Source organism: Mycobacterium neumannii, assembly GCF_002245615.1.
Taxonomy (GTDB): Bacteria; Actinomycetota; Actinomycetes; order Mycobacteriales; family Mycobacteriaceae; genus Mycobacterium; species Mycobacterium neumannii_A.
The window spans coordinates 12,890-25,196 of the sequence record NZ_NKCO01000023.1; the positions used below are offsets into that span (position 1 = coordinate 12,890).

The 12,307-nt window shown below is 66.7% G+C and carries 12 protein-coding genes; 7 read left to right on the forward strand and 5 right to left on the reverse strand.

Annotated features, from left to right (window positions below):
• Positions 1-2 precede the first annotated feature (2 nt).
• The 4 genes from CEX88_RS21110 to CEX88_RS21125 all read left to right on the forward strand — a co-directional run bounded on the left by CEX88_RS21110 (position 3) and on the right by CEX88_RS21125 (position 4,873).
• Positions 3-683 carry a YoaK family protein gene (locus tag CEX88_RS21110; RefSeq protein WP_094294980.1) on the forward strand — a complete coding sequence of 227 codons (681 nt, stop codon included), beginning with the start codon at positions 3-5 and terminating at the stop codon, positions 681-683.
• A gap of 9 nt (positions 684-692) precedes the next feature.
• Entirely contained in the window at positions 693-1,523 is an 831-nt protein-coding gene (locus CEX88_RS21115; RefSeq protein WP_094294981.1) for an SDR family NAD(P)-dependent oxidoreductase, read from the forward strand.
• Positions 1,524-1,526: 3 nt separating this feature from the next.
• Complete coding sequence (locus CEX88_RS21120; RefSeq protein WP_094294982.1) at positions 1,527-2,297, forward strand: fructosamine kinase family protein; 771 nt, start codon at positions 1,527-1,529, stop codon at positions 2,295-2,297.
• 140 nt (positions 2,298-2,437) lie between these two features.
• Complete coding sequence (locus tag CEX88_RS21125; protein ID WP_094294983.1) at positions 2,438-4,873, forward strand: alpha/beta hydrolase family protein; 2,436 nt, start codon at positions 2,438-2,440, stop codon at positions 4,871-4,873.
• Positions 4,874-4,883: 10 nt separating this feature from the next.
• Here CEX88_RS21125 and CEX88_RS21130 read toward each other — a convergent pair whose 3' ends face one another.
• The gene (locus CEX88_RS21130; RefSeq protein WP_238382142.1) at positions 4,884-5,969 is read right to left on the reverse strand and encodes a phosphodiester glycosidase family protein; all 1,086 of its coding nucleotides are present in this window, start codon (positions 5,967-5,969) and stop codon (positions 4,884-4,886) included.
• Positions 5,970-6,242: 273 nt separating this feature from the next.
• Between CEX88_RS21130 and CEX88_RS21135 the strand changes: the two genes are divergently transcribed.
• Positions 6,243-6,524, forward strand: coding sequence for a GlsB/YeaQ/YmgE family stress response membrane protein (locus CEX88_RS21135; protein ID WP_064427698.1), 282 nt, complete (start codon positions 6,243-6,245; stop codon positions 6,522-6,524).
• On the opposite strand, the gene CEX88_RS21140 is transcribed toward CEX88_RS21135, so the two are convergent.
• Together CEX88_RS21140 and CEX88_RS21145 are read right to left on the reverse strand one after the other, a co-directional pair.
• Entirely contained in the window at positions 6,521-7,825 is a 1,305-nt protein-coding gene (locus CEX88_RS21140) for a PQQ-dependent sugar dehydrogenase (protein WP_094294985.1), read from the reverse strand. The two genes, CEX88_RS21135 and CEX88_RS21140, sit on opposite strands and share 4 nt — an antisense overlap.
• Positions 7,803-8,564 carry a pirin family protein gene (locus CEX88_RS21145; protein WP_094294986.1) on the reverse strand — a complete coding sequence of 254 codons (762 nt, stop codon included), beginning with the start codon at positions 8,562-8,564 and terminating at the stop codon, positions 7,803-7,805. Before CEX88_RS21145 ends, CEX88_RS21140 begins: the two co-directional genes overlap by 23 nt.
• 67 nt (positions 8,565-8,631) lie before the next feature.
• On the opposite strand from CEX88_RS21145, the gene CEX88_RS21150 reads away from it, so the two are divergent.
• Complete coding sequence (locus tag CEX88_RS21150; protein ID WP_094294987.1) at positions 8,632-9,096, forward strand: MarR family winged helix-turn-helix transcriptional regulator; 465 nt, start codon at positions 8,632-8,634, stop codon at positions 9,094-9,096.
• Here CEX88_RS21150 and CEX88_RS21155 read toward each other — a convergent pair.
• Positions 9,071-10,195 carry an NDMA-dependent alcohol dehydrogenase gene (locus CEX88_RS21155; protein ID WP_094294988.1) on the reverse strand — a complete coding sequence of 375 codons (1,125 nt, stop codon included), beginning with the start codon at positions 10,193-10,195 and terminating at the stop codon, positions 9,071-9,073. The two genes, CEX88_RS21150 and CEX88_RS21155, sit on opposite strands and share 26 nt — an antisense overlap.
• Before the next feature lie 152 nt (positions 10,196-10,347).
• On the opposite strand from CEX88_RS21155, the gene CEX88_RS21160 reads away from it, so the two are divergent.
• Positions 10,348-11,268: a DUF4436 family protein gene (locus CEX88_RS21160; protein ID WP_094294989.1), complete on the forward strand. Its 921-nt coding sequence runs from the start codon at positions 10,348-10,350 to the stop codon at positions 11,266-11,268.
• A 1-nt stretch (position 11,269) separates the two neighbouring features.
• Here CEX88_RS21160 and CEX88_RS21165 read toward each other — a convergent pair whose 3' ends face one another.
• Positions 11,270-12,292: a sigma-70 family RNA polymerase sigma factor gene (locus CEX88_RS21165; RefSeq protein ID WP_094294990.1), complete on the reverse strand. Its 1,023-nt coding sequence runs from the start codon at positions 12,290-12,292 to the stop codon at positions 11,270-11,272.
• Between the last annotated feature and the right edge of the window lie 15 nt (positions 12,293-12,307).

Genomic DNA, 12,307 nt, shown 5'->3' on the forward strand with positions numbered 1-12,307 from the left:
GCGTGGTTGTCGAATCCCCTGTCTCAGAACGATTGACGATCACCTGTTTACTGCTGTTGACGTTCGCGACCGGTCTGGTCGATGCGGTCAGCGTCCTCAAGCTCGGCCACGTGTTCGTGGCGAACATGACCGGCAACGTGATCTTCCTGGGTTTCTGGCTGGTGCCGCACTCGGGGGTGGACGTGACCGCCGCGCTGGTCGCGTTCGCCGGCTTTGTCGCGGGCGCGGTGGCCAGTGGCCGGTTCACCCGACACCTCGGCACCGATGTCCGCCGTTGGCTGTCGATCACCATGACCTTCGAGGTCGTGCTGCTTGCGGCCCTGTCGGTGCTCGCCGGGACCGGCGTGCTCGACTATCAGGACAACACGAAACTGCTCCTCATCGCCGGGCTCGCCGTGGCGTTCGGCGTTCAGAATTCCAGCGCCCAGCAGTTCGGCATCCAGGAGTTGTCGACGACGGTGTTGACGACGACCATCGTGCGGATCGGCTTCGACAGCCGGTTGGCCGGCGGCACCGGTGAACGGGAGAAGTTGCGCTACAGCGTGGTTCTGACGATGTGCGGTGGGGCGGTCGTGGGAGCGACGATGACCCGCTTCACGGTCGCGCCGATCATCGGACTGGCCGCGGCAATGGTGGCGCTCAGCGGGATCTTGTTCTGGGTCGGGGACAGGCGCGGCCGCTAGGCTTGCCGCATGCCTTCGGTACTCGTCACCGGCGCGTCACGGGGAATCGGCAGGGCCATCGCCGAGCACCTGGCCGCCCGTGGTTGGCAGGTGATCGCCGGTGTCCGCACCGAGACGGACGTCGAGGCGGTCACCGCGCTGGATCCGCACCGGATCTCGGCGGTACTCCTCGACGTCACCGACGCCGGCCAGATCGCCGCGTTGGCCGACGTCTTGCCTGATCGATTGGACGCTGTCGTCAACAACGCCGGGGTGGTCGTCAGCGGCCCCATGGAGGCGGTGACGTCCGACGAATGGCGAAAGCAGTTGGAGGTCAACGTGATCGGCCAGCTCGCCGTCACTCGGGCGGTACTGCCACGGATGCGGGAAGCGCGCGGCCGGATCGTGTTCATCTCCAGCGTGAACGGCAGGGTGTCGATGCCGTTGCTCGGAGCCTACGCCGCGAGCAAGTTCGCGCTCGAGGCCGCGGCCGACGCGTTGCGGATGGAGTTGCAGCCGTGGCGGATACCGGTCGTCATCGTGGAGCCGGCGCAGACCGACACCGACATGTGGCGTACCGCCGACACCATGGTGGTCGAAGCCGAGGCCGCCCTTTCTCCGGAGCACCGCGCGCTGTACGCCGAACACATCGCGGGAATGAAGAAGATGGTGCCGGTCGCCCAACGGATGGCCGTTCCTCCCGAGAAGGTTTCCGTCGTGGTCGAGGAGGCGCTCACCGCGCGCCGCCCGCGACCTCGTTATGTGGTGGGGCTGGGGCCCAAGCTGCAGGTGGCCGTGGTTCCGAAGTTGCCGACGCGCGTGCGCGACGCAGTGCTGCGCCGGGTGTCCGGTCAGCCCTGACCGATGAGGGAGTTCGTCAAGCGCAACGCCTCTGCGCCTGTGAGCTTCTTCGCGTGTGAAGCCGCTGGGCTGCAATGGCTTTCGGCCGTCGAGGACGGTGTTCCGTGTGCAGCTGTGCTCGGTTACGGCGACACTAGCCTCACGTTGGAAGAACTGCAGAGCGTCGCACCGTCCCGATCCGCGGCGCGCGAGTTCGGATGCCGACTCGCGCGCACGCACGATGCCGGAGCCGCGGCGTTCGGGGCCGCGCCGGACGGATGGGAAGGGCCAGGGTTCTTCGGGCCGATGCACGATCCGCTGCCCATGTCGTTGACGGGGCATGAGCGCTGGGGCACCTTTTATGCACGCGAGAGGTTGGCGCCGATGGCACGCGCCGCGGCGGATCAACTGGACGTGGAGTGCCGCGCGGCGGTCAACACGGTGATGGCCAGGTGCGAAGACGGTGATTTCGACGACGACGATCCGCCCGCCCGCCTGCACGGCGATCTGTGGAGCGGCAACGTGATGTGGACACCGGACGGCGTGGTGCTGATTGACCCCGCCGCCCACGGCGGTCACCGTGAGACCGATCTGGCAATGCTCGCGCTGTTCGGCTGTCCCCACCTCGACGAGGTGATCGACGGCTACCAATCCGTGCGGGAGTTGCGGGCGGGATGGTGCGGCCGAGTCGGATTGCATCAGCTCTATCCGCTGTTAGCCCACGTCGTGTTGTTCGGCGGCGGTTACACACGGCAAACATCGGTGGCGGCGCGCAGCGCCCTCGCCGGGTTCTAGAGCGAATGCGCTGGCTGACGCATCTATTTCGATAAGGTAACTTATTTACCGAGCAAACAAATTTGCTCAAATTGTAGTCTCGTGAGAGCCTGCCTGTTACGGTCACGTAAATTGCTGTTTCGTTCGAAAGGACCGGATCAGTGGCTGGCAGACACGGCAGGCATGGCAAACGCAGCCGCCCCTCCACGAAAATCGCGGCGATCGGCGCGGCCACTGCGACGGCCACGGCGCTCACGGTCGGCGCCGCACCCCTGCCCGAGCCGAGCGACGACGCGAAGACTCTAGTAGATACCCACGTCAACCTGGCCGCGGCGGTGAATCAGTGGCCCGGGCCCGATGAGATCCCCGACCTCACGTTCGGCCTCGGTCCGGCGGTCTACGACCTCGGCCAGGTCGCCGCAGAGGTGCTGATCCGGCTGGTAGTCGAGAACTTCAACCTCGCCGTGCTGGCACAGGCGGCCGGCGCCGACCCGGAGTCGGTGCTGAACAACCTGCTCGGCGGGGTGCTGGGCGAGATACCGCCAGGTTTGCTCGCTGACGTTGTCGGCGCGATACCGATCGACGTACCGGGAGTCGTGGGCGCACTCATCGATCCCCTTGGGATACTCACCCCCGGCGTGGAACAGCAGCTCAGCAACCTGCTGGCAGGCTCGCTGCCGGAAACCATCGGCGGCCTGTTCGGCCTGCTCGGCCTCGACCTCAGCGATCCGTTCAACCTCTCCAACCTGCCCGGACCGGTCAACGTGATCACCGCGGGCCCGGTGTTCACCGTGCTCAAGCTGTTGGGAGTCGACCTCGGTTGGGTGCCCGGCCTGCCGCGCGCCATCGCCGAGGAGGTCAACAAGACCCCATACCTCGACGTGGAAGTCAGCCTCGAGTCAGTGCTGCGCGAGCTGGAGATCCTGAACCCGGTGTTGGACCTGCTCAACATCCCCATCCCCGACATCGACGCCGTCGAGGTCCGGGTGCCGGTGGTCCTGAGCATGGGGCTCGGCGCCTTCTCCGCCGGGGCGGCATACGAGCGGATCGTCGCCGACCTGGTGAATCAACCGGGCGGGGACAACGCCGCCGAGCATCCGCTCCTGGGCAGCATCACCATCCTCCCGATGATCCTGCTGCGCAATCCCGGGCGGGCCAACGGCGGAATGTTCGCTCGCTTCTATCCTCTGTTCGGCCTGGCGGGCATCAAGACGGTCACGCCGGAGACCGAAGCCTCCTACAGCGGGGGCATCCCGCTGCCCGGCACCGGCCTTTCCGTCGGCGGCGCGAACCTGATCCCGATCAAGCTCGACGCGACGGTCCAGTACGACATGCTGAGTGACTTCGCCGCGTGGCCGAACCCATTCTCGTTGGCCAACAACCTGTTTGCAGGCCTGCTTCCGACCTATATGCTTCGCGGCGTCACGCTCGACCCCCAGCAGCTACTGGAGCTCGACGATCTCGCGCAGCGCATCCGGGACGGCGATCCGCTCGCGGTCAACCTCTATCTCACGCTGCGCTCGGCGACCCTGCCGCTGCTCGAGCCGCTGTACCTTGCCGCCGACGTGCTCAACCTCGTCACTCTCGGAGGGGTCGCGCGCTACAACCCGTTCAGCATGGTGGCCAACGCGCTTGCACCGGCGTTGACCAGCCTGGTGAACCTCGGCTACACCGACGTCTACTACAACCCGCAGACCGGCGGTTACGAGCGGTCACTGGACGAGGCCGGCGACCCGACGCCGTTCATGTCGTTCCCGAATGTCGACTGGGCCCAGGTTCCGGGCGTCATCTTCAACCAGTTGGTCCAGGGCATATTCAAGGAGTTCTTCAGCGACAACCCGACGGTGGGCACGCCGAACGTCCTGACCAGTCTGCTCAGGTTCCTCACCGGCGGATCCCTCTGGGGCACAACGCCAACCAGTGTGCTGACCGACATCGTCGACGAGGCGCTCGAAGCGGCCACCGAGGATATCCTCCCGAACACCGCGCAGGAGGCAGGCGAACTACCTTCGCCGACCGACCTGCCCGATTCCGGCGCGCGGATGCTCACCCTCGTGACCGACGAACCGCAGGGCGAGGAAGCGCTCGACGAAGTCGTCGCAGGCCAGGCTGCAGACGAAGTGGTCGCAGACAAGCTTAAAGACGAAGTCGTCGTTCAGAAGCCGGCCGAGGAAGGGGGCGTCGCCGAAGAGACCGTGACCGAGGGGGTGAAACCCGCCGAGGACGACGGCGAAATCACGGTGAGCGAGACGGGCACCAAGACCGAGGCCTCCAAGACCGCCGAGACCCCTGCCGATAAGACCACCGCCGATGAGACGAAGACCGGCGAAACGAAGACCGGCGGTAAGGACGGTGACACGTCGAAGAAGGGTTACAAGCCGGGCAACAAGTTCAGCCCGAACACGGGCGCCAAGTCCGGCCCGAAGCACGCCAAGCCCGACAACGGTGAGCCGGTCAAGGCGGTACCGGGATCCTCACCGCGACATGCCAAGCCGGACAACGACTCTCCGAGCGTGACCAGCGGTGATGCCGGCAGCAGCACGTCCGGCACCACCTCCGGCGCATCCGGCGAGGGGTCCGGCAGCGCTGCGGCCTGATGCGAACGACCTAATTGAACGCGAGCCAGCTCGGTAGTCCGCGTTCGCGCGAATCGCACAGCACCTGCCGGGTGTCACAGGATCCGCGGGGCACGCCCGCGCCGGTCCACATACCGCCGGTGTCGCGGCGCAGCACGATCGATGACGAGCCGCCGCCGTCGAGCAGGATCGCGGTGTCACTGCCCAACCCGCGGAACAGGTCCTGAATCTGGTCGGGGGTGTAGCTCCCGCCCTGGAAGACGTACATCTCGTCCTTGTCCTTGGAGTACGCGAGCGCGGTGCGCGCCGCACTCGGTCCGCCGTCGTTGAGCTGACCGGTGTCACCCGGCGCGAGCAGACCGATACCGGCGACCGCGACGAACCGCGCGCCCTCGTCGACCAGCCGCTGCACCACCGGCGAGGCCGCGTCGTAGTCGTCAGGACTGGCAGGCGGCACCACATACGGCGCACCGCCCACGGGAAGGATCATGGTGGACAACGCTTTCCAGTGCTCGTTGCCGCCGGACAACCCCTGTTTACCCGCATAGGCGACGGTGCCGGTCACCGCTATGTTCGCCTTACCCTGGCCGCGGGTGTTGTCGACGTAGGCGCCCAACGGTGAACTGCATCCGGTGGACTTCCACGAGCCGCCTCGTTGGCCGCGCACGTCGAAGAAGTTGGCGTTGATCGCGATCGTCGGCTGTCCGAGCGCCTGCCAGGCCTGCAGCGGAGTGAAGATCTCGGACGCCTGCAACAGCCCCTCCCCGGTGCGGGCGCGGGGATCGCGCTCGCAACGGGCTTGATAACCCCGGTGCGAGTCGACCAGCAGTCGCGGCGCAAGCCGGGTGGAGGCCGCCTTGATGATCATCAGACGCCCGCCGCTGGTGGTCTCGTACCAGCCGCCGCCCGCGTTGAGCATCGGGGCGGGATGGCCACCGCCGAAGTTGTAGACGAGATAGGACCCTCGGGTGTTGGCGATCGCGGTGGCGAGCTTCTCGCGTGCGCCGGCGGCATTGGCGGCGGGGGCCATGGACAACACCGCAGACAGCACCGCGCACAGCAACAGTGCCGTGGCCGATGCCGCGAAGCGTCTGATGTTTGCTGGTCGCGCCGACACGCGAGGCCCCTTTGATGTTGGCGGAGGAACGAATACCACATTATTCACTACAGTCCCACTGTCAACATATGTCGCAGTTACATCACGGTTGCGTTGCTGGCGGGTCGCGATTCGATGCTCCGGCGCCATGGAAGGTCCCGCAGGAGTCAAATCATTGGTGTGCGGCCACGCACCCGGAGAAGAGCGGAGGGTCGAACCAAGGGGTTACGAACCGCTCAAGACGGGCACTGTGTGCTTAGCGGCACATAGTGCCGCCAACCGAAGGAGTCACATATGTGGACGATCATCGTTGCGCTTGTCGTCGGCGCAATCCTCGGCGCACTGGCGCGCCTGATTCTGCCCGGTAAGCAGAACATCGGTGTTCTCATCACCGTGCTGCTCGGTGCAGTGGGAGCCCTGCTCGGCTCGTGGATTTCGAATGAGATGTTCGGCACCGGGGACAAGATGTTCTCCCCGATCCCATTCGTCATCGGGCTGGTAGTGGCCATCATCCTTATTGGCATCTACGTGGCGATCACCGGACGGCGGGGCACGGGAGCGCCGAGAACGCGCTAACGCCCCGGCGGGGCCAACCGATAGACCGCGTCGGCGTAGTCGTCGGTGATGTAGACGGCGCCGTCGGGCCCGACCACCGCGGCGACCGGTCGGCCCCACCGCGAGCCGTCTTCGGACTGGAACCCGCCGACCAGCGTCTGCTTGTCGGCGAGTTCGCCGTTGCGCCAGCCGAAGAACGCCACCTCGGGGGCATACGGCGGCTCGCGGTTCCATGACCCGTGCACGCCGATGAGGGCGCCGCTGGAGTACGGGGCCGGTAACGCGCCGTCGGTGAAGCTCATCCCGAGCGGGGCGGCATGTGCGCCGAGGCTCTGTTCGATCGGCGGCAGGGCCGCACAGTCGAGGCGGCTGCCGTCGGCGTTCGTCTGTACGTCGCGGATCAACGGCAGCCGCGCCGGCCCACCGTCGGGATTGCAGAAGGGCCAGCCCAGTTCGCGGCCGGGTGTCAGTCGCGCCACCGATTCCGGCGGATGCAGGCTGACGTAATCCTGGCGGACCTGGCCGGTCTGCGGGTCGGCGACGTTGTCGCGGTTGTTGACCGCGGTCCACACCGCTCCGTCCGGCGCGATCGCCAGGCCGGTCCCGTTGCGGACCCCGGTCGCGAACGGCTCGGCGGGGCCACCTCCCGGCGCGACCCGCATGATCGTGGCGCGCGGCGGATCGGCGTCGCGATCGGCGGCCGTGATGTTGCCCGTCGAGCCAATCGAGAAGTAGACGCTGCCGTCGGGGCCGATCGCGACTGATTTGAGGGCGTGGGCATACGCGCCGCGCAGGTCCGGACTTCCCGCGTCGGGTAGATCCGCCGCCACGGTGCGCCGATCGGTGGCCGCGCCGTCGGCGTAGGTGTAGGCGTCGACCTGGTCGCTTTCGGCGACGTAGAGCGTGTCACCTGCGAACGCGAGCCCATGCGGCTGGTCGAGTCCTGAGAGCAGGGTCGACTGGCGAGGTTGCGCATCGGTGGGCTGCAGCCGCAACACCTCGCCCGTGCTGGGCTGCGACACCAGAAGCGCGCCGTCGGGTGCCCACGCGGCCAGCCTGGCCTTCGGAACGCGCGCCCACACCGCCATCGACCAACCGGCGGGAACGAGCGCCTGACGCGGCTCATTGAACGGCGCCTGCGCCAGGGCCGGGTCGACGGTGACGGTCACCTCGGACAGGTCCGAGGTCGCTTCCGCGGTGGCCGAGGGTTCACTCGGGGACGGGTCCGGCGCCGGTGCGCGCCCTGAATCCGACGAACAGCCCGTCGCCAGCATCACACCTGCGATGCAGGCGATCGCGTTAAGCCGCAGCCAAACTCGCATGCATCTCCCAGACTAGAATTTCGGCCGACGTCGCGGCGGTGACGCGCTGGCCACCCGTACCCGTGAAACGAACCGCGTCGCCCTCACCCAGGGGGCCCGCGCCCTCGAGCGTGACCTCGCCGCGAGGCACGAACAGGTGGAGATAGGGGGCGTGGGGCAACTCGACGCTGTCACCGGCCTGCATCCGCGCGCCGTGTAGGGCGGCGTACTTGTTGCGGATGAAGATTGCGGTCTGGTTCCGGTGTTCAGGCATGCCGCTGGCGATCGTGATCAGACCGCCGCGCAGCAGTTCGTCATCGATCTCGAGTTGCTGATAGCCGGGGTCGATTCCCGACTCGTCAGGGATCACCCACATCTGGACGAAATGCACCGGCTCACTGTGGGATTCGGTGCCCGTCAAGGTCCACGAGTCGTTCTTCTCGGAGTGCAGGATGCCGCGGCCGGCCGACATCCGTTGCGCCAGGCCGGGATAGATCACGCCGGAGTGGCCGGTGGAGTCCTGGTGCACCAGCGATCCGCGCAAGACCCAGGTGACGATCTCCATGTCCCGGTGCGGATGGGTATCAAATCCGGTACCCGGCGCTACCCGGTCGTCGTTGTTGACGAGCAGCAGGCCGTGATGGGTGTTGTCCGGCTCGTAGTGGCTGCCGAAGGAGAACGAGTGCTTGGAGTCCAGCCAGGAGATCGCGGTCTTCGCGCGGCTGTCTGCCCTGCGGATGTCGACGGTGGGGGCGGTCATGGCTTACCTCTCGCTCGGCGCCCAGCCTAAATGGGGCTACTGGACGCGACAACATAGATGATGTGTCATGTATTCCGTGTGGCTGACGAGGCGCGAACAAGAGGTCTGGCGGAAGTACCTGTCAGTCACGAGCCGTCTGCAGACGGCCATGCACCGGCAACTGCAACGTGACTGCGAGCTGTCGCTGGCGGACTACGAGGTCCTCGTCGCGCTGAACGAGCGCGGTCCGCAGCGCATCAACGACCTGGCCGAGACGCTCGGGTGGGAGCAGAGCAGGTTGTCACACCAGCTGCGGCGGATGCGCGGGCGCGCACTGCTCGAGCGGCACGGCAGCGACGACGACCGGCGGGGCGCCAGCGTGTCGATCACCGACGGTGGGCTCGGAGCGCTGCAGAGGGCTGCTCCGGGGCACGCAGAACTCGTGCGCAGCACGGTGTTCGAGGGATTGACACCACAACAGCTTCGGGCGTTCGACGAGGTTCTGAACGCGGTGCTGGACCGGTTGGTTACCAGTCCGCCTCGTCGTAGGTGACGACGCCGCGGATGTTCTTGCCGTCGAGCATGTCCGCATAGCCGGAGTTGATGTCCTCGAGGCGGTAGGTCCTGGTCACCATGTCGTCGATGTTCAGCAAGCCCGACTTGTACAGGCCGACCAGTTTCGGGGTCTCGATGTGCGAGCTGCCACCGCCGAAGATGTTGCCCTTCAACGTCTTCTGCAACATCGTGAACAGGAACAGGTTGAGCTTGACGTCGACGTCCATCATCGAGCCCATGCCCGTCACGACGCAGGTGCCCGTCTTGGTGGTCAGCGTCAGTGCCTCTTCGATGTACTCGCCCTTCATGTCCCCGACGGCGATGATCGTCTTGTCGGCCATCACGCCGTGGGTGAGGTCGATGACCGGTGCGATCGCCTCGGCCATCGACGGGTAGACATGGGTGGCGCCGAACTTGATCGCCTGTTCGCGCTTCCACTCGTTCGGGTCGATCGCGACCACGTGGCGGGCCCCGGCGATGACCGCGCCCTGCAGTGCGCTCATGCCGATGCCGCCGACGCCGACGATCACGACGGTCTCACCCGGGTTGACCTCGGCCACGTTGGTGGCCGACCCGAAGCCCGTCGGAACCGCGCAGCCCAGCAGGGCGGCCGACTCGAACGGAATGTCCTTGTCGATCTTGACGACGGAGTCCTTGTGCACCGTCATGTGCGGCGCGAAGGTGCCGAGCAGGTTCATCGGCGAGACCTCGGTGCTACCGGCATGCACCCGGGAGGTGCCGTCGGCGATCGCCTTGCCGCCGAGCAATACCGCGCCGCGGTCGCACAGCGAGCGGTAGCCCTTGAGGCACGGTGCGCATTGCCCGCACGCCGGGATGAACGCGAGGATGACGTGGTCGCCCTCCTCGAGGCCGGTGACGTTCTTGCCGACCTTGGTGATGACGCCGGCGCCCTCGTGTCCGCCGAGCGCAGGCAGCCCGATCGGGGTGGCGCCGGTGGTCAGGTGGTAGTCCGAATGGCACATGCCCGCGGCGTGCAGGCGGATCTGTACCTCGTCGGCGACGGGGTCACCGATCTCGATCTCGTCGATGCGGAACGGTGAGTTGAGCTCCCACAGCAGCGCGCCCTTGGTCTTCATGGCCGCTGACTATAGAACACGTTACAGAACGAGTGTCAACTCCGCTGTGAACTGCGCAGATGAGGGCTTCGGCCCATCGCAGACACCGCGGTAGGCCAGCCACCTGCGCGTCGAGCCGCTTTGGTGCGCACCTTCGTAATACGCTGCCCGCGATGAGCACACCTTCGCCGCGATGGCGCGCTGTGCGAGCGTTTACCGTCTTCGCTGTGGCGCTGGTGCTGCTGATGGCGGGCAACCTCGCGCTGTACGCGTCCAGCAGGCACTGGGCCGAGGACGGTCTGCAACTCGGCGACTTCGACAAGCCCGACCGGATCGATCTCACCGTGTGGGTGAACCGGGTCGACACCGAGACGACGACGGTGGCGGCGACGATCACCGACGTCGAGGCCAACGGGAAGTACGCCGATGAAGACGGCCATCTGAACCTGGACACCAAGCTGCTGAGCAATTCCTTCACCAACGCCTCGGTGAACCTGCCGAGCGGAGAGACCGTGCCTGTCATCGAGCAGAAGTTCGGCATGGTCGGAATCCCGACCGACTACCCCTTCGATCGCTACACCGCCTTCCTGGGGCTCAACATCGCGGCCGACGACGGCACCTCGCTGCCCACGACGCTCACCGTGTTCAACAACGACTCCTTCTTCCGGGTCGCGCTGGGCCCCGACCCGGACGTCGAAGGCGACAGCGTCGACGCGGATCTTTTCCTGCACCGCAGCGCACCGACGCTGGTGTTCGCCGTGTTCGTGATGCTGCTCATGCTCGGGTTGGCCGCGGCCGCCGTCACGGCGTCCTACTACGCGCTGCGGTGGCGCAGAGGTCTTGTCCTGCCAGCCTGCTCGATGATGGCGGCGATCCTGTTCGCACTGATCCCTCTGCGCAACGCCGTGCCCGGCGGCCCGCCGATCGGCTCGCTCATCGACTTCGTGGCGTTCTTCATCGCCGAGGGCGTCATCTCGATCGCGTTGATCACCAGCGTCGTGCTCGGCTACCGGCACGACATCGCCTATGAGCGCGCCGAAGCGGAAAAGGTGGGCCTGACCATCGACGAGTACGCGCTGGGCCGTAAGCCGTAGTTCAGACGGTGTCGGCGAGCCCGAAGGGGGCGAAGGTCGTGGCGTGGAACGCCACGACGTGCGCGATGCCGCGGGCCGTCACGTCGAGCACGTGCATCTGGAAGGCCTCGTGTGCCCCGGTCTGGCGGTTGAGCATGTAGAGCGCGGCGGCCGGCTGACCGTTGGCGGTGGTCCGAATGAACCGCATATCCCCGGGCCCTTCGGCAGGGCAGTGCGTTTTCGACAGAGCCACGATGTTCTCCGGGCCCTGGTACCAGCCGTCGAACGGCGGCATCTCCCACACGGCATCCGCGGTGAACAACTCGACGAGCTTGTCGACGTCGTAGCTCTCAAACGCTGCGATATAGCGCGTCAGCAGGTCTTGGGCCTCCGGCGACTGCGGCGCGCGCAGCTCGTCGTCCTCGCTCGGGCCGACGGCGTCCAGCTGCGCACGCGCCCGCTGTAGCAGGCTGTTCACCGCCGCCGTCGACGCGCCGACCGCGTCGGCGATTTCGGACGCTTTCCACTGCAGCACGTCGCGCATGACCAGAACGGCGCGCTGCCGCGGTGAGAGGTGCTGAAGTGCCGCGACGAATGCCAGCCGCACGGATTCGCGAGAGCCCACGATGACCGACGGGTCGGCCGGGTCGACCGCCTGATCGGGCAGCGGCTCGAGCCACGGCACCTCCTCACGGGCGACGATGTCGTCGAGCGGATCGGAACTCGGGGCGCCGAGGCCCGTCGGCAGCGGCCTGCGCTGCCTGCTCTCCAGCGCCGTCAGGCAGGTGTTGGTGGCGATCCGGTACAGCCACGTGCGAACCGACGATTTGCCTTCGAAGCCTCTGAACGACTTCCACGCCCGCAGATAGGTCTCCTGCACCAGATCCTCGGCGTCGTGCAGGGAACCGGTCATCCGGTAGCAGTGCGCGAGCAGTTCACGGCGATACCGCTGGGCATCGGCCAGGAAGGCATCCTCGGCGCTGCTGTCGTCGACATCGTGGGCCAGGACCGTCACGCCGCCGAGCTTAATCAGTGGGTCCGACAACGGATAGTCTCGCTG